The 18,481-nt window shown below is 73.0% G+C and carries 10 protein-coding genes; 9 read left to right on the top strand and 1 reads right to left on the bottom strand.

Features of this window, described 5'->3' with window-relative positions; genetic code table 11:
* From P3T37_RS27465 to P3T37_RS27430, 8 genes are all read left to right on the top strand, one after another.
* A partial coding sequence (locus tag P3T37_RS27465; RefSeq protein ID WP_280726576.1) for a HAMP domain-containing protein occupies positions 1-3,725 on the top strand: 3,725 nt, incomplete at its 5' end.
* A 268-nt stretch (positions 3,726-3,993) separates the two neighbouring features.
* The gene (locus P3T37_RS27460) at positions 3,994-4,653 is read left to right on the top strand and encodes a response regulator (protein WP_280726575.1); all 660 of its coding nucleotides are present in this window, start codon (positions 3,994-3,996) and stop codon (positions 4,651-4,653) included.
* Between the two features lie 136 nt (positions 4,654-4,789).
* Positions 4,790-7,555 carry a DNA translocase FtsK gene (locus P3T37_RS27455; protein ID WP_280726574.1) on the top strand — a complete coding sequence of 922 codons (2,766 nt, stop codon included), beginning with the start codon at positions 4,790-4,792 and terminating at the stop codon, positions 7,553-7,555.
* A 215-nt stretch (positions 7,556-7,770) separates the two neighbouring features.
* Positions 7,771-8,535, top strand: a complete 765-nt coding sequence (locus P3T37_RS27450; RefSeq protein ID WP_280726588.1) for a RodZ domain-containing protein — start codon at positions 7,771-7,773, stop codon at positions 8,533-8,535.
* 86 nt (positions 8,536-8,621) lie between these two features.
* Positions 8,622-10,082 (top strand): 30S ribosomal protein S12 methylthiotransferase RimO, encoded by a 1,461-nt coding sequence (gene rimO, locus P3T37_RS27445; protein WP_280726573.1) that lies wholly within the window; start codon positions 8,622-8,624, stop codon positions 10,080-10,082.
* Positions 10,079-10,717: a CDP-diacylglycerol--glycerol-3-phosphate 3-phosphatidyltransferase gene (gene pgsA / locus P3T37_RS27440; RefSeq protein ID WP_280726572.1), complete on the top strand. Its 639-nt coding sequence runs from the start codon at positions 10,079-10,081 to the stop codon at positions 10,715-10,717. Before rimO ends, pgsA begins: the two co-directional genes overlap by 4 nt.
* Positions 10,714-11,238, top strand: coding sequence for a CinA family protein (locus P3T37_RS27435; RefSeq protein WP_280726571.1), 525 nt, complete (start codon positions 10,714-10,716; stop codon positions 11,236-11,238). The genes pgsA and P3T37_RS27435 overlap by 4 nt, the downstream gene beginning before the upstream one ends.
* Before the next feature lie 206 nt (positions 11,239-11,444).
* On the top strand, positions 11,445-11,813 hold the full coding sequence (locus P3T37_RS27430; protein WP_280726570.1) for a helix-turn-helix transcriptional regulator: 369 nt from the start codon (positions 11,445-11,447) through the stop codon (positions 11,811-11,813).
* Positions 11,814-12,139: 326 nt separating this feature from the next.
* Here P3T37_RS27430 and P3T37_RS27425 read toward each other — a convergent pair whose 3' ends face one another.
* Complete coding sequence (locus tag P3T37_RS27425; RefSeq protein WP_280726569.1) at positions 12,140-16,774, bottom strand: ATP-dependent helicase; 4,635 nt, start codon at positions 16,772-16,774, stop codon at positions 12,140-12,142.
* A gap of 144 nt (positions 16,775-16,918) precedes the next feature.
* Between P3T37_RS27425 and P3T37_RS27420 the strand changes: the two genes are divergently transcribed.
* Entirely contained in the window at positions 16,919-18,442 is a 1,524-nt protein-coding gene (locus tag P3T37_RS27420; RefSeq protein ID WP_280726568.1) for a S8 family serine peptidase, read from the top strand.
* Positions 18,443-18,481: the final 39 nt, after the last annotated feature.

Here is an 18,481-nt window from a genome sequence, read left to right as displayed (position 1 = left end):
CGGTGAACTTCATGGCCAACAACCTCACCGACCAGGTGCGCAACATCGCGCAGGTGACGACGGCGGTGGCCCGCGGCGACCTGTCGCAGAAGATCGAGGTCGACGCCCGCGGCGAGATCCTCGAACTGAAGAACACCATCAACACCATGGTCGACCAGCTCTCCGCCTTCGCCGCGCAGGTGACGCGGGTGGCGCGGGATGTGGGGACCGAGGGGCGCCTGGGTGGTCAGGCGCAGGTGCCGGGTGTGGCGGGGGTGTGGCGTGACCTGACCGACTCGGTGAACTTCATGGCCAACAACCTCACCGACCAGGTGCGCAACATCGCGCAGGTGACGACGGCGGTGGCCCGCGGCGACCTGTCGCAGAAGATCCAGGTCGACGCCCGCGGCGAGATCCTCGAACTGAAGAACACCATGAACACCATGGTCGACCAGCTCTCCGCCTTCGCGGACGAGGTCACCAGGGTGGCCCGGGACGTCGGCACCGAGGGCATCCTGGGTGGTCAGGCCAGCGTCCCGGGGGTCTCCGGCACCTGGAAGGACCTCACCAACAGCGTCAACCTGATGGCCAACAACCTGACCAGCCAGGTCCGCAACATCGCCGAGGTGACCACCGCCGTGGCGCTCGGCGACGTCTCCAAGAAGATCACCGTGGACGCCCGCGGCGAGATCCTGGAGCTGGTCACCACCGTCAACACGATGGTCGACCAGCTGAGCGCGTTCGCGGACGAGGTCACGCGCGTCGCCCGCGAGGTCGGCACCGAGGGCATCCTCGGCGGCCAGGCCCGCGTCCGCGGTGTGTCGGGCATCTGGAAGGACCTGACCGACAACGTCAACTTCATGGCCTCGAACCTGACCAGCCAGGTTCGAAACATCGCCGAGGTGGCGACGGCGGTGGCCCGCGGTGACCTCTCCAAGAAGATCACCATCGAGGCGCAGGGCGAGGTCGCGGCGCTGGCCGGCACCCTCAACACGATGGTCGACCAGCTGAACGCCTTCGCCGTCGAGGTCACGCGCGTCGCCCGCGAGGTGGGCACCGACGGCATCCTCGGCGGCCAGGCGGGAGTGCCGGGCGTGGCCGGTATCTGGAAGGACCTGACCGACAACGTCAACCAGATGTCCAACAGCCTCACCGGCCAGGTCCGCAACATCGCCCTGGTGATCACGGCGGTGGCCCGCGGCGACCTGTCGCAGAAGATCGACGTCGACGCGCGCGGCGAGATCCTGGAGCTCAAGACCAGCATCAACACGATGGTCGACCAGCTGAGCGCCTTCGCGGACGAGGTGACCCGGGTGGCCCGCGAGGTGGGCACCGACGGACGGCTCGGCGGTCAGGCCCGGGTGCCCGGGGTGGACGGCACCTGGCAGGACCTCACCGAGTCGGTGAACGAGCTGGCCAACAACCTGACCCGGCAGGTCCGCGCGATCGCCCAGGTCGCCACCGCGGTGACCCGCGGCGACCTGAGCCTGCGGATCGACGTGGACGCGTCCGGAGAGCTCGACGAGCTCAAGGACAACATCAACCAGATGATCGCCAACCTGCGCGAGACCACCCGCACCAACCAGGAGCAGGACTGGCACAAGACCAACATGGCCCGGTTCTCCGGCCTGTTGCAGGGCCGGCGCGACCTGGAGGCGGTCGCCTCGCTGATCATGACCGAGCTGACGCCGGTGGTCTCCGCCCAGCACGGCGCCTTCTTCCTCGCCCAACCGGCCGGCCGCACCGCCGAGATGATCACCGAGGACGACGACGAGAGCGACACCATCCTGCGGCTGATCGGCAGTTACGGCTACCAGCGCCGGGCGATGCCGACCACCTTTCGGCCGGGCGAGTCGCTGGTCGGCCAGGCCGCGGTGGAGAAGCGCCCGATCAGCCTGACCGAGACGCCGCCCGGCTACCTGCGGATCGCCTCCGGCCTCGGCGAGGCCGCGCCCGCCCACGTGGTGGTGCTGCCGGTGCTCTTCGAGGGCCGGCTGCTCGGTGTGATCGAGCTGGCCACCTTCGCCTCCTTCACCACCGTGGTGATGGACTTCCTGAACCAGATCGCCGACCTGATCGGCGTCACGGTCAACACCATCAGCGTCAACACCAAGACCGAGGGCCTGCTCCTGGAGTCCCAGCGGCTGACCGCCGAACTCTCGATGCGGTCGGCCGAGTTGGAGGCCCGCCAGGAGGAGCTGGAGCGCACCAACGAGGAGCTCCAGGAGAAGGCCGAGCAACTCGCCCAGCAGAACCGCGACATCGAGATCAAGAACAGCGAGATCGAGGAGGCGCGCAAGGTCCTGGAGGAGCGCGCCGAGCAGCTCGCGCTCGCCTCGCGCTACAAGAGCGAGTTCCTGGCCAACATGTCGCACGAGCTGCGCACCCCGCTCAACTCGCTGCTGATCCTGGCCAAGCTGCTCTCCGACAACAACGAGGGCAACCTGTCGCCCAAGCAGGTCGAGTTCGCCGACACCATCCACGGCGCGGGCTCCGACCTGCTCCAGCTGATCAACGACATCCTCGACCTCTCCAAGGTGGAGGCGGGCAAGATGGACGTCCGCCCGGCCCGGATCGCGCTCGTCCAGCTGACCGACTACGTCGAGGCCGCGTTCCGGCCGATGACCGCGGACAAGGGCCTGGACTTCACGGTCACCGTGTCGCCCGCACTCCCGCCCACCCTGCACACCGACGAGCAGCGGCTCCAGCAGGTGCTGCGCAACCTGCTCTCCAACGCGGTGAAGTTCACCGACAGCGGCGCCGTCCAGCTGGTCATCCAGCCGGCCGGCACGGCCGTGCCGCAGCACGTGCGCGAGCAGCTGCTGGAGTCCGGCCAGATCGACGACCCGGACGCCGCGCTGGTGGCCTTCTCGGTGACCGACACCGGGATCGGCGTCCCCGGCAACAAGCTGCGGGAGATCTTCGAGGCCTTCAAGCAGGCGGACGGCGGCACCAGCCGCAAGTACGCCGGCACGGGCCTGGGCCTGTCGATCAGCCGGGAGATCGCCCGGCTGCTCGGCGGCGAGATCCACGCCGAGAGCGAGTTGGGCCTCGGCAGCACCTTCACGCTCTACCTGCCGCTGCGCACCGAGGCGCCGGGCATCTCGCTGGAGCGCTCGGCCCCGCCCGCACTGCCGGCGGGGACCAGCCCGCTGCGGGCCTCGATCGGGGTCACCCCGACCGGCCTCCCGGTGCCGGTCGGTGCCAACCCGGCCGACCACTGGGCCCAGGAGGTCCGCGAGTTGGCCCAGGAGCGCCGCCGGGACGCGGCCGAGCGCCGACGCGCTGCGGCCGACCCGGCGCCGCTGGTGCGCGCCGACGAGGCCCCGGCGCCGAGGGCCGGGATCGGTACCCAGTTCCAGGGCCGGTTCGACGGCGAGCAGGTGCTGATCGTCGATGACGACATCCGCAACGTCTTCGCACTGACCAGCGTCCTGGAGCAGTACGGCCTGACGGTGCTGTACGCCGAGAACGGCCGCGAGGGCATCGAGGTGCTGGAGCAGCACGAGGACGTGGCGCTGGTCCTGATGGACATCATGATGCCGGAGATGGACGGCTACGCGACGACCGAGGCGATCCGCCGGATGCCGCAGTTCGCCGGGCTGCCGATCGTCGCGCTGACCGCCAAAGCGATGAAGGGCGACCGGGAGAAGAGCATCGAGGCCGGCGCGTCCGACCATGTCACCAAGCCGGTGGACACCGACCACCTGCTGGAGGTGATGCGCCAGTGGCTGGGGGAGCGTTAGGGCCGCCCTCACTGGCGGGCCGGACCGGGAACCCGCTAGGGTCACTCATCGTTGCGAACAGTAACCGGGTGGCGACGGTCCGCAGGTCTGCGGGGCGTCCTGCGGTGCGGCGGGGTGCTGGTGGGGCCTGCCGTGCTCGTGTGACATTGGTGCATGCGATAGGGCTGGGCAAGGGGGTGCGGCTAGCATGACCGGGGCAGTGGCGGGTGGCACACGGGTGCTCCCGCTCGGAAAACAGGGCGGATACACGACAGGAGGGCGGGCCGGAGTGCAGAAGGCGAAGATCCTCCTGGTCGACGACCGGCCGGAGAACCTCCTGGCTCTGGAGGCCATCCTCTCGGCGCTCGACCAGACGCTGGTCCGCGCCGTCTCCGGTGAGGAGGCGCTCAAGGCGCTGCTCACCGACGAGTTCGCGGTGATCCTGCTCGACGTTCAGATGCCCGGTATGGACGGCTTCGAGACGGCCGCCCACATCAAGCGCCGCGAGCGCACCCGGGACATCCCGATCATCTTCCTGACCGCGATCAACCACGGTCCGCACCACACCTTCCGCGGCTACGCGGCCGGCGCGGTGGACTACATCTCCAAGCCCTTCGACCCGTGGGTGCTGCGCGCCAAGGTCTCGGTCTTCGTCGACCTCTACATGAAGAACTGCCAGCTCAAGGAGCAGGCCGCGCTGTTGCGGCTGCAGTTGGAGGACGACCGTCAGGACCAGCGCGGCGGGCACTCGGCCGAGCCGCTGCTGGCCGAGCTCTCCGCGCGGCTGGCCGCGGTGGAGGACTTGGCCGAGGCGCTGAGCAAGCAGCTGGAGGACTCGCCCGAGGGCGGCGCCGCCGCTGCCGCCGCGCAGTTGGAGGAGAAGCTGACCACCGTGCGCGCCGCGCTGGAGGCCCTGCGTCCCGGTGCCGACCGGTCGCCGACGGACTGATCCCTCCTCAGCCGGTGCTCCGAAAGGGTGAACCGGCAGGCCGGTGACGGTGTGTCGAAGGCCCGGAGCGACACGCCAGGGGCATTGCGGTCGGTCACATGTCCAGCGCTCCGGCCCGCCGGTAGGCTCTGGTGCCATGGCCACACGTACTCCCGGCAGCGCGGCACGCACCCCGAGTCCGGGAGCCTCGAAGAAGGCCGCTCCGGCGAAGAAGGCAACCCCGAAGAAGGCTGCCGCCGCCAAGGCCCCGGCGAAGGCGTCCGCCAAGGCACCGGCCAAGAAGGCCGCGGCTCCCAGGCCGCCCTCCCGCAGGGCCGCCGCCAAGCCGGCCGCCGCGCCTGCGCCACCTCCCGCCCAGCGGCCGCCGATACTCTTCCGGGCCGTCCGCGCCTGCTGGCTGGGCCTGGCGCACAGTGTCGGCGCGCTCTTCCGCGGCTTCGGCGACGGCGCCAAGGGCCTGCACCCGGTCCACCGCAAGGACGGGCAGGCCCTGCTGCTGCTGGCGCTGGCGCTGGTGACCGCGGCCGGCACCTGGTTCGGTCCGCAGGGCTGGCTGGGCTCCGGTGCCACCACCGTGGTCAGCGGCCTGTTCGGCCGCGTCGACGTGCTGGTCCCGCTGCTCTTCGGGGCGATCGCGATCCGCCTGATGCGCCATCCGGAACTGCCGGAGGCGAACGGGCGGATCGCCATCGGGGTGACCACGCTGGTGCTCGGCGTGCTCGGCCTGGTGCACATCGGCTGCGGCGCGCCCGGGATGCAGAGCGGCGCGACCAGGATCCGGCAGGCCGGCGGCATCCTCGGCTGGGCGGTCTCCACCCCGATGATGGCCGCGGCCGGTCCGCCGCTGGCCGTTCCGCTGCTGCTGCTGGTCGCCTTCTTCGGCCTGCTGGTGGTCACCGCCACGCCCGTCAACCGGATCCCCGAGCGGCTTCTGGGCCTCGGTCAGCGGCTCGGCATCGTCGACGGCCCGCCGGCCGACGGGCTGGACGAGTTTGCCGAGGGGTACGACGAGTACGACCACGAGTACTCCACCGAGCCGCCGGAGGACGCCGACCCCGAGGCGCTGCCGTACACCGTGGAGGACGCCGACCCCGACGACGAGGTGGGCGCCCGCAGGCGCCGCCGGGGCCGTCGCAAGCAGGTGGACGAGCCGGAGCTGGCGCCGGCCGTCCCCGACATGTTCGTCAAGGACCCGTTCCAGACCCGCGACCTGGCCGCCGGGGTGGCCGCCGACCTCCAGGGCGCGCTGCAGTACGGCGTGCCCGCCTCGCCCGCGGTGGCGAGCATGATGCACCAGGTGCAGGACCGGACGGCCGCGCCGGAGGAGCCCGCGGTGCCGCCGGCCCGCACCGCCGCGGCCGGCCAGGCGGCGCAGGCGCCGGAGCACACCCCGGCCCCGGACCGGATGGAGCAGCTCCAGTTCTCCACCGACAGCGAGGGGGGCGGCTACCAGCTCCCGCCGCTGGACCTCCTGGAGCGTGGCGGGCCCGGCAAGACCCGCAGCAAGCTCAACGACGACGTGGTGGCCCAGCTGACCGTCGTCTTCGGCGAGTTCAAGGTGGACGCCCGGGTCACCGGCTTCACCCGCGGCCCGACGGTCACCCGCTACGAGGTCGAGCTGGGCCCGGCCGTCAAGGTCGAGCGGATCACCGCGCTGGCCAAGAACATCGCCTACGCGGTGGCCAGCGCGGACGTCCGGATCATCAGCCCGATCCCCGGCAAGTCGGCGGTCGGCATCGAGATCCCCAACCTCGACCGCGAGATGGTCAACCTCGGCGACCTGCTGCGCTCGCGGTCGGCGGCCGAGGACACCCACCCGATGGTGGTCGGCATGGGCAAGGACGTCGAGGGCCACACGGTGCTCGCCAACCTGGCCAAGATGCCGCACATCCTGGTCGCCGGCGCCACCGGCGCGGGCAAGTCCTCGTGCATCAACTGCCTGATCACCTCGATCCTGGCCCGGGCCACCCCCGACGAGGTCAGGATGGTGCTGGTCGACCCCAAGCGGGTCGAACTGACGGCCTACGAGGGCATTCCGCACCTGATCACGCCGATCATCACCAACCCGAAGAAGGCGGCCGAGGCACTGCAGTGGGTGGTCCGCGAGATGGACCAGCGCTACGACGACCTCGCCGCGTACGGCTTCCGGCACGTGGACGACTTCAACGCGGCGGTCCGGTCCGGCAAGGTCTCCCCGCCGCTGGGCAGCGAGCGGGTCCTGACGCCCTATCCGTACCTGCTGGTGATCGTCGACGAGCTCGCGGACCTGATGATGGTGGCCCCGCGCGACGTGGAGGACTCGGTGGTCCGGATCACCCAGCTGGCCCGCGCGGCCGGTATCCACCTGGTGCTGGCCACCCAGCGGCCCTCGGTGGACGTGGTGACCGGTCTGATCAAGGCCAACGTGCCGTCCCGGCTGGCCTTCGCGACCTCCGCGATGACCGACTCCCGGGTCATCCTGGACCAGCCGGGCGCCGAGAAGCTGATCGGCAAGGGCGACGCGCTCTTCCTGCCGATGGGCGCCGGCAAGCCGGTCCGGATGCAGGGCGCCTTCGTCACCGAGGCCGAGATCGCGGCCGTCGTCCAGCACTGCAAGGATCAGCTCACCGCCTCCTACCGGGACGACGTGACGGTGGGCGGCGGCCCGAAGAAGGAGATCGACGAGGAGATCGGGGACGACCTCGACCTGCTGATCCAGGCGGTCGAACTGGTGGTCTCCACGCAGTTCGGCTCGACCTCGATGCTCCAGCGCAAGCTGCGGGTCGGTTTCGCCAAGGCCGGGCGGCTGATGGACCTGATGGAGTCTCGCGGGATCGTGGGTCCCAGCGAGGGTTCCAAGGCCCGCGACGTGCTGGTCACACCGGAGGAGCTGGACGGGGTGCTGACGCTCATTCGGGGGTGACCCGCAGGCCCCCGCGATGCTGCGCGTTCGGTCGAACTCCGGTTGAGAAACGATTCTCTTGCACCCCTAGACTGTTCTTCCAGCAGGTGGCCTCCGCTTGAAAGGCGCGCCCAGTGACCGTCGGCAAGTCTTCCCACCGCGATCAGCGCCGATCCTCCGCGTCCCAGGCCGAGTCCGCCGAGGCTCCCCCGGAACCGCAGGACGGCGCTCCCACCATCGGCCGGGTCCTCGCCGAGGCACGGCTCGCCGCAGGCCTCACGGTCGACGAGGTCAGCACCGCGACCCGGGTACGGGTGCCGATCGTGCACGCGATCGAGGAGGACGAGTTCGCCCGCTGCGGGGGCGACTTCTACGCCCGCGGCCACATCCGGGCGATCGCCCGCGCGGTCGGCGCCGACGGGGACTCGCTGGTGGCCCGGTACGACGAGATCCACGGCACCGAACCGGTGGTGCTGGCGACGGTGCCCTCGATCGACGCCCGGCGGATCCGTGCCGACCGCGGTCGGCCGAACTGGACGGCCGCGATGGTCGTGGCGATCCTCGCCGTGGTCGCACTGATCGGCTTCAACCTGGTCACCGGCAAGCGCGGCGCCGAGGTGACCGCCGGGTCGGCCAGCGTCCCGCTGCCCAGCGTCGCCGCCGCGATCTCCGCCTCGCCCTCGGCCAACCAGCCGCCCGCCCCGGCGCCCAGCGCAGCCCCGATCGCCGCCGCCCCGGCGGACAAGGTCACCGTCAAGGTGGTCGCCGACAGCGGCACCAGCTGGGTCTCCGCCTCGGACGGCGACGGCAAGTCGCTCTTCCAGGACGACCTGAGCCAGGGCGCCGACCAGACGTTCACCGACCCCAAGCAGATCAAACTGGTGATCGGCAACGCCGCCGCCGTGCACCTGTACGTCAACGGCAAGGATCTCGGTCCCGCGGGCAAGGACGGCCAGGTGGTGCACCTCACCTACACCCCGGGCGACCCGCAGACCGGTTGAGCCCCGGACCTGCAACGATCTTCGAATCGGGGCGTCGCGACCTCCGGGGGGAACGGCACCGGGGGGCGCGCGTTAATCTTGGCCCTATGCCTGAACGCCGTACTGTCGCCCTTGTCACGCTCGGATGCGCCCGCAACGAGGTGGACTCCGAGGAACTCGCCGGGCGACTGGAGGCCGATGGTTGGCTGCTGGTCGACGACGCAGCCGATGCCGATGTCGCCGTGGTGAACACCTGCGGCTTCGTGGAGGCCGCCAAGAAGGACTCCGTGGACGCCCTGCTGGAGGCCAACGACCTGAAGGGCCACGGCCGCACCCAGGCCGTCGTCGCGGTCGGCTGCATGGCCGAGCGCTACGGCAAGGAGCTCCAGGACGCGCTCCCGGAGGCCGACGCCGTCCTCGGTTTCGACGACTACGCCAACATCACCGACCGCCTGCAGACCATCCTCGCCGGCGGCCACCACGCCGCCCACCTGCCCCGCGACCGCCGCAAGCTGCTGCCGCTCACCCCGGTCGAGCGGCAGGCCGCCGCCGCCGACGTCGCCCTGCCGGGCCACGGCGCGCCGGAGGACCTCCCCGACGGCGTGGCCCCCGCCTCCGGCCCGCGCACCCTGCGCCGCCGCCTGGACGACAGCCCGGTGGCCTCGGTCAAGCTGGCCTCCGGCTGCGACCGCCGCTGCTCGTTCTGCGCGATCCCGGCCTTCCGCGGTTCGTTCATCTCCCGCCGCCCCTCCGACGTGCTGCACGAGTCCCAGTGGCTGGCCGAGCAGGACGTCCGCGAGGTCGTCCTGGTCAGCGAGAACAACACCTCGTACGGCAAGGACCTCGGCGACATCCGCCTGCTGGAGACGCTGCTGACCGAGATCGCGGCTGTCCCCGGCATCGAGCGGGTCCGGGTCAGCTACCTCCAGCCCGCCGAGATGCGGCCCGGGCTGATCGACGTGATGACCAGCACGCCCGGCGTCGTGCCGTACTTCGACCTCTCCTTCCAGCACTCGGCTCCGGCCGTGCTGCGCCGGATGCGCCGGTTCGGCAACACCGACCAGTTCCTGGACCTGCTGAAGACGATCCGGGACAAGGCGCCGCAGGCCGGTGCCCGGTCCAACTTCATCGTCGGCTTCCCCGGTGAGACCGAGGAGGACTTCGCCGAGCTGGAACGGTTCGTCACGCACGCGGGCCTGGACGCGATCGGCGTCTTCGGCTACTCGGACGAGGACGGCACCGAGGCCGCGACCTTCGACGGCAAGCTGCCCGAGGACGTGGTCTCCGACCGGCTCGCCAAGCTCTCCAAGCTGGCCGAGGAGCTGACCGCCCAGCGGGCCGAGCAGCGGGTCGGCTCCGAGGTCGAGGTGCTGGTCGAGTCGGTCGAGGACGGCGTGGTCGAGGGCCGCGCCGCCCACCAGGCGCCCGAGACGGACGGCCTGACCACCCTGACCGGTGCGCCGGACGCCGTGGTCGGCCAGTTCTACCGGGCCCGCGTGACGGGCTCCGAGGGCGTCGACCTGATCGCCGAGGCGATCGAGCTCTGCCGTCAGGCGGCGGCGGAATGACCGGCGGGCCGGGCAGCCCGGCAGCGGCCCGCCCGGCCCGGAACGGGGCTGCGCAGCCCGCCGAGCCGTCGCTCTGGAACATCGCCAACCTCCTGACGATGCTCCGCCTCGCGCTGGTGCCGGTCTTCGCCGTGCTGCTCTTCGCCGACGGCGGCCACGACCCCAAGTGGCGCTCGGCGGCCTGGGCGGCCTTCGCGATCGCGATGATCACCGACGTGTTCGACGGTGAGATCGCCCGGCGCAAGGGCCTGGTCACCGACTTCGGCAAGATCGCCGACCCGATCGCCGACAAGGCGATCATGGGCGCCGCGCTGATCGGCCTCTCGGTCCTGGGCGACCTGCCGTGGTGGGTCACCGGGGTGATCCTGGCCCGCGAGCTGGGTATCACCCTGATGCGGTTCTGGGTGATCCGCTACAGCGTGATCCCGGCCAGCCGCGGCGGGAAGATCAAGACCCTGACCCAGGGCATCGCGGTGGGCATGTACGTGCTGCCGCTGACGGGTTGGCTGGCCGACGGGCGCGCGGTGCTGATGGGCCTGGCGGTGCTGCTGACCGTCGCCACCGGCGCCGACTACGTGCGCCAGGCCGTCCGGCTGCGCCGGGAGGGGCTGGCGCGGGAGCGGGAGAGCGGATGACCGAGTACTACCCGTTGGCCGAGCAGGTGCACCAGGAGCTGCGCGCGCTCGGCGGCACGCTGGCGGTCGCCGAGTCGCTGACCGGCGGTCTGCTGGCCGCCCGGCTGGTGGAGGTCCCCGGTGCCTCGGTCACCTTCCGCGGCTCGGTCACGGCCTACGCCACCGAGCTCAAGGCCTCGCTGCTCGGCGTCGACGAGGGACTTCTCGAGGTGTACGGCCCGGTGCACCCGGTGGTGGCCCGGCAGATGGCCGAGGGCGTCCGGCGGCTGCTCGGCGCCACCTACGGCCTCTCCACCACCGGTGTGGCCGGTCCAGGGGCGCAGGACGGCATGCCGGCCGGCACAGTACACCTCGGGTTCGCCGGTCCGGGCGGAAGTGTCGTGAGATCGCCCCTGCTGTCGGGGGACCGTGCCACAATCCGACGGATGGCGGTGACCGGCGCCCTGGAGCTCTTCCTGGCCAGTGCCCTGATCGACGCGGGGCCGGACGGGCACCACGATCTTCCGTTGAACAGTCGCTGAACAGCTGGAATCCGCTGAAGGTGTGAGAACCGCGGGGCGGCTGGGAATAGACCAGGGAGTGCCGCGGTCCGGGGCGGGAACAAACAGGGGAGGGGGAAGACTTGCAGCCCAGAGTGAACACGACCATGGTCCCCGCACACGAAGCGGGCAAGGCGGTACGGTGGGGTCGTGACATCTCGATCCGCAGTCCGAGGAGGGAGCCACCGATGATCCTGCTCCGTCGCCTCTTGGGTGACGTGCTGCGTCGGCAGCGCCAGCGCCAGGGCCGCACACTTCGCGAGGTGTCGGCCGCCGCACGAGTCTCGCTCGGATATCTCTCCGAGGTCGAGCGCGGGCAGAAGGAGGCCTCCTCCGAGCTGCTCTCCGCGATCTGCGACGCACTCGACGTCCGGATGTCCGAGGTCATGCGAGAGGTGAGCGACGAACTGTCGCTGGCCGAGCTCGCTGCGATGGCCGCGCTCTCCGAGGGCGACCTGCTGCGTCCGGTGCTCGAACCGGTGCAACTCCCGGCCCCGAGCGACCGGATGAGTTCGATCACTCCGAAGGCCGCGGCCGTGGACGTCGTCGCAGCCTGACCTCGCCCTGATCGGGGGATCGAGAGAAGGAGTCGCGGGTGCGCGGTTCTGCCGACAGCGGGACCTCGGGCCGAATAGGCCCGGGCGTCTCAAGTCGTTCTTTAAGGCCAGCACAGGTTTCGGTTCTCCGTGGCCGCGTTTCGGGTGGGTTGCTGCGCTGGGCCCTCGCCGTTCCGCTGGGTGTGCTGTGCTGGTGGCTGCTGCTGACCGGCGGTCCGCCGCCGGGCCCCTTCGGTGCCGTGCTCGGGCTGCTCACGCTCGGCGGCTGGGGCCTCGGCGTGCTGCCGGTGCACTGCGACCGCCGGCTGACCGGCCCCCGGCGGCGGCTAACCGCGCAGCCGCAGACCGCGGGTGGTGGGGTGGAAACCGGCCCCCTCCAGGACGGTGCCCAGCGGTGAGGTGAGCGCCGGCTCGCCGTTCGCACGCTCCACCGTCACGCTGCTCAGCGCCCCCTGCCCGACCGCCTCGGCGAGGGCCCGCGCGGCCGCCGCCAGGATCTCCGGCTCCTCGGACCAGGCCAGCAGCGACTTGCCGCCGCGCTCCACGTAGAACACCAGCTCGCCGTCCACCAACACCACCAGGGCGCCCGCCTTGCGGCCCGGCCGGTGCGCGGTGGCCTGCTCCCCCGGCGGGTCGGGCCAGGGCAGCGCGCCGCCGTACGCGTTGGCCGGATCGGCCGCCGCCAGCAGCTGCACCGCGGGCTCCCGCCCCCGGTCGCGCTGCGGCTGCGTCCAGTCGGACGAGGACGAGGCCGTGCGTTCGAGCTGTCCGTGCACCGAGCGCAGCCGGTCGACCGCGCCGTCCATCGCGAACTGCGCGCCGCCCAGCCCCTCCACCAGGTACCCCCGGCGGGCCCGGCCGCGCTCCTCCAGGGCCGAGAGCACCCGGTAGACGGCGGCGAAACCACCCTGGATCCGCTCGGCCTGGACCGCGCCGCGGGTGAGCACGCCGTGCCGGTCGAGGAGCAGCTGCGCCTGGGCAGTGGCCCGCAGCGTCGGGTCTGCGGCGGGCTCGGCCAGCAGCGACCAGCGGCCGACCACCGTCGGATCGCCGGAGCGGGTGGCGGGGGTGCGGCCCAGCCCGCCGTACCGGCCGCGCGGGACGGCCCGCGGGGAGCGGTGCGCGGTGGAGCCGGCCGTCCGGCCCGAGCCGAGCAGGGCGCGCAGCGGGGCCAGCGTGTCGTTGCTGACGTACCCCGACCAGGTGAGATCCCAGAGCGCCGCGATGACCTCCGGCTCGGGGCTGGGCGCGACCCGCTCCATCAGCTGGCGGAAGAACAGGCCGTAGCCGCCCGCGAGGGCGTCCAGCAGGGCCTGGTGCAGCGGCGTAAGGGTGAGCGGGACGGGTTCGGGGCGCACCAGGTGCGCGGAGTCGGCCAGATGCAGGCTGACCCAGCCGTCCTTGCCCGGCAGCGCGCCGGCCCCGGACCAGCCGACCTCGCCTGCGGCCATCAGCTCGTCCAGCAGGCCGGGGCGGTAGTCCGTCAGCCGGGCGGGCAGGACCAGCTTCTCCAGGGCGGAGGCGGGCAGTGCGGCGCCCTGGAGCTGCTCGACCACCCGGAGCAGGCCGTCCGGGCCGCGCAGCCGGTGGCCGCCGAGGTGCTGCCACTGCGGGAGGAAGGCGGCCAGCGCGCGCGGCGGGACGGCCTCCACCTCCTGGCGCAGCGCGGCCAGCGAGCGGCGGCGCAGTCGGCGCAGCACGTCGGCGTCGCACCACTCGGCCTCGCCGCCGCCGCCCGCCTCGACCGGCCGGAACTCGCCCTGGACCAGCCGCCCGGCGGCGACCAGCCGCTGCAGCACGCCGGCGACCACGGCGCTGCCGAGCCCGAACCGGGCGGCGGCCTGCTGGGCCGTGAACGGACCGTGGGTGCGGGCGTGCCGGGCCAGCAGATCGCCGAGCGGGTCCTTGACCGGCTCGGTGAAGGCCTCGGGGATGCCGACCGGCAGCGGGGTGCCCAGGGCGTCGCTGAGCCGCCCGGCGTCCTCGATCGCCGCCCAGCGGTCCTGACCCGCGATCCTGACCTGCACCACCCGGCGGGCGGCCTGCAACCCGGTGCTCCAGGCGGGCTCGGCGCCGCGGACCGCCAGCTCCTCGCCGCTGAGCGGGCCCAGCAGGCGCAGCGCGTCGGCGACGCCCTCGGCGTCCTTGATCCGCCGCTCGGGGGTGAGCCGTTGCAGCTCGGCCTCCAGCTCGGCCAGCACCGCCGGGTCGATCAGCTCGCGCAGCTCGGCCTGGCCGAGCAGCTCGGCCAGCAGCCGGGAGTCCAGCGCCAGGGCGGCGGCGCGGCGCTCGGCGAGCGGGGAGTCGCCCTCGTAGAGGAACTGCGCGACGTAGCCGAAGAGCAGTGAGCGGGCGAAGGGGGAGGGCTCGGGGGTGGTGACCTCGACCAGGCGTACGGCGCGCGATTCGAGGTCGCGCATCAGCTCGACCAGGCCGGGGACGTCGAAGACGTCCTGGAGGCACTCCCGGACGGCCTCCAGGACGATCGGGAAGGACCCGAACTCGCTGGCCACCTCCAGCAGCTGGGAGGCCCGCTGGCGCTGCTGCCAGAGCGGGGTGCGCCGGCCCGGGCTGCGGCGCGGCAGCAGCAGGGCCCGGCCGGCGCACTCGCGGAACCGCGAGGCGAACAGGGCGGAGCCGCCGACCTGGTCGGTGACCAGCTGCTCGATCTCGGCCGGGTCGAAGAGCGCGGTGTCGGCGCCGACCGGCGCCTCGTCGGCCACCGGGGCGTTCGGGTCGGGGAAGTCGAGCAGGTCCATGTCCGGCAGGCGGAGCACGATGCCGTCGTCGCCGTGCATGACCTGCGGGTCCAGGCCGTGCCGCTCGCGCAGCCGGGCGCCGAGCGCGAGCGCCCAGGGGGCGTGCACCTGGGCGCCGAAGGGGGAGTGGATGACGATCCGCCAGTCGCCCAGCTCGTCGCGGAAGCGCTCCACCACGATCGTCCGGTCGTCGGGCAGGTGGCCGGCGGCCTGGCGCTGCTCGGCGAGGTAGGCGAGCAGGTTGTCGGCCGCCCAGTCGTCCAGACCGGCGGCGAGCAGCCGCTCGCGGGCGGCGGGCTCGGGCAGCGCGCCCAGCTCGCGGACGAAGGCCCCCAGCGCGCGGCCGAGCTCCAGCGGGCGGCCGAGCGAGTCGCCCTTCCAGAACGGCAGCCGGCCGGGCACGCCCGGGGCCGGGGTGACCATGACCTTGTCGTGGGTGATCTCCTGGATCCGCCAGGAGCTGGTGCCCAGGGTGAAGACGTCGCCCACCCGGGACTCGTAGACCATCTCCTCGTCCAGCTCTCCCACCCTTCCCCCACCCTTCTTGGGGTCCGAGCCGACGATGAAGACGCCGAACAGGCCTCGGTCGGGGATCGTGCCGCCGGAGGTGACGGCGAGCCGCTGGGCGCCGGGGCGGCCGGTGACCGTGCGGGCGACGCGGTCCCAGACCAGGCGCGGGCGCAGCTCGGCGAAGGCGTCCGAGGGGTAGCGGCCGGCCAGCATGTCGAGCACTGAGTCGAAGGCGGACTGCGGGAGGGCGGCGAACGGCGCGGCCCGGCGGACCAGGGCGAGCAGCTCGTCGACGTCCCAGGTGTCCAGCGCGGTGATCGCCACCAGCTGCTGGGCCAGCACGTCCAGCGGGTTGCGCGGGATCCGCAGCGCCTCGATCCGCCCGGCCCGCATCCGCTCGGTGACCACAGCGGACTGCACCAGGTCGGCCCGGAACTTGGGGAAGACCACGCCCGTGGAGACCGCGCCGACCTGGTGGCCGGCCCGGCCGACCCGCTGCAGGCCGGAGGCGACCGAGGGCGGCGACTCGACCTGGACGACCAGGTCGACCGCGCCCATGTCGATGCCCAGCTCCAGGCTGGAGGTGGCCACCACGGCGGGCAGCCGGCCGGCCTTCAGCTCCTCCTCCACCAGCGCGCGCTGCTCCTTGGAGACCGAGCCGTGGTGGGCCCGTGCCAGCACCGCCGGGGCGCCCTTGGCGACGCCGGACTCGGCCATCAGCTGGGCCGGGGCGTGCGATTCGGGCAGCGCGACGCCGGTGGCCCGCTCCTGGGCGATCTCGTTCAGCCGGTTGCACAGCCGCTCGGCCAGCCGCCGGGAGTTGGCGAAGACGATGGTCGAGCGGTGCGCCTGGACCAGGTCGACGATCCGCTCCTCGACGTGCGGCCAGATCGAGGCCTTCTGCGCCGGGTCGTCGGTCGCGGGGGAGGGCGAGAGCTCGGCCAGGTCGGCCACCGGCACGACCACGGACAGGTCGAAGCGCTTGGTCGACGGGGGCTGCACGACGGTCGCCCCGCGCCGGGGGCTCAGGAAGCGGGCCACCTCCTCGACCGGGCGGACGGTGGCGGACAGGCCGATCCGGCGGGCCGGGCGCTCCAGCAGCTCGTCCAGCCGCTCCAGGCTGAGCGCCACGTGGGCGCCGCGCTTGGTGCCGGCGACGGCGTGCACCTCGTCCAGGATCACCGTGTCCACGCCGCGCAGCGCCTCGCGGGAGGCGGAGGTGAGCAGCAGGAAGAGCGATTCGGGGGTGGTGATCAGGATGTCCGGCGGGTGGCTCTGGAAGCGCCGCCGGTCGGCCGCCGGGGTGTCGCCGGAGCGGATGCCGACCTGGATCTCGGGCTCGGGCTCGCCGAGCCGGACAGCGGCCTGGCGCAGGCCGACCAGCGGGGCGCGCAGATTGCGCTCGACGTCGACCGCGAGGGCCTTCAGCGGCGAGATGTAGAGCACCCGGCAGCGGCGGCGCGGATCGGCGGGCGGCGGGGTGGTGGCGAGCCGGTCCAGGGCGGAGAGGAAGGCGGCCAGCGTCTTGCCCGAGCCGGTGGGGGCGACCACCAGGACGTCGGCCTGCTGCCGGATGGCGGCCCAGGCGCCGGCCTGGGCGGTGGTCGGGCCGTCGAAGGCCGCGTCGAACCACGCCCTGGTGGCGGGGGCGAACCCGGCCAGGGGGTCGGTGGAGAGCTGCTGGTCCGCCATGCCCCCATGGTGCCGGGTGGCACTGACAGAGCGGGCCTGGACGCGGCTGTGCCGGTGCCTCCGGATGGCGGGCAAAGAGGGGGCAACTCACATAATCCGCTCATATGGTGATGATTCATGTTGCCAATGAGTGGAGGGCACACCATGGCAGAGGTGCGCATGGTGTCCCGCCGCTGCGGCGGACGCCGCTCCCTCCTGCTGCGCAGCTCGCCGGCGGTGCTGGCGCTGATGCTGCTGCTGGGCGGCGCGATGCCGTACGTCGCGGGGGTCGGGCGCTCCTTCCTCAGCTACCTGGTGCTGGCCGAGCGCGTGGACGCGCAGGGGACCGCGACCGCCGAGGACGAGGTCCGGTCGGCCGGCGGGCAGGTGGTCCAGGGCTACCCGCAGATCGGCGCCGTCCTCGCCTACGCCGCGGACGCGGCCTTCGCCGGGCGGCTGCGCGGCCGGCCGGGGATCGCCGCCGTCGGCGCCAGCCGGACGGCGCCGGTGCCCGGGCCGCCCGGGCCGCTCGGCGGCGCGGGGGACTTCCGGCACGGCGCGGCCGCGGACGCCGTCCAGGGGCTGGAGGCGGACGACACGCCGACGGTGCCCGACCCGGGGGAGCGCGAGGGCTGGAACCTCGCCATGATCGGCGCGCCGACCCGGCAGCGGACCCCGGTCGCCCTGCTCGGCACGGCCGCCGCCGACCGCCCGGGACCGGCGACGGCGGCGCTGCGCCGGGTCACCGTCGCGGTGCTGGACTCCGGGGTCGACGACACCCACCCGGACCTGCGCGAGGCCGTCAGCCCCGCCGACTCGGTCTCCTGCGCCGACGGACGCCCGGACGCCCGGTTCGGCGCCTGGCGCCCGGACCCGGGCGTCACCGAGAGCGGCCACGGGACGCACGTCGCGGGCATCATCGGCGCCGCCCGCGACGGGCGCGGTGTCACCGGGGTCGCACCCGGCGTGCGGATCGCGGCGGTGCGGCTGCTCGGGCCGCTCGGCCAGTACTACCCGGAGAACATCGTCTGCGGCCTGCTCTGGGCTGCCGACCACGGGTCCGTCGCGATCAACGACAGCTACTTCGCCGACCCGTGGAAGTACAACTGCCCCGAGGACCCGGACCAGGCCGCGCTGATCCTGGCGGTCGGCCGGGCGGTGGCCTACGCCCAGCAGCACGGCGCCCTGGTGGTGGCCTCGGCCGGCAACGACGGGCTGGACCTCACCGGGCCGCGCACCGACGAGCGCAGCCCCAACGACCGGCTCTCCGGTCCGGCGGAGAGCCGCCGGCTGGGCGCCGAGTGCATCCGGCTGCCCGGGGAGCTGCCCGGCGTGCTGGCGGTGAGCGCGGTGGACCGCAGCGGTGCCGTCGCCGCCTACTCCAACGTCGGCGAGGGCCGGATCGCCCTGGCGGCCCCGGGCGGCGACCCGGACGGCGGCCCGGGCGAGGCGATCGTCTCGGACTGGCCGGGCGGGCGGTTCGCCGCGCTGGCCGGCACCTCGATGAGCGCCGCCCACGTCACCGGCGCCATCGCGGTCGCGGCGGCCGCGCACCCGGGCTGGGGCCCGGACCAGCTGCGTGAGCTGCTGCTGAGCCAGGCCCGGGCGGACTGCCGCTCCGGTCCGCTGCCGGGCCGCTGCCAGGACCAGCGAGGCTACGGCGCCGGGATCGTGGCGCTGCCGCGCTGAGTGCGGGCTGCTGTGCAGTGGGCTGCTGGATACTGGAGC

Origin of the sequence: Kitasatospora sp. MAA4 (genome assembly GCF_029893355.1) — a bacterium.
Classification (GTDB): Bacteria; Actinomycetota; Actinomycetes; order Streptomycetales; family Streptomycetaceae; genus Kitasatospora.
Note: the sequence above shows the minus strand (reverse complement) of the source record. Positions and strands in the feature narration are given on the sequence as shown.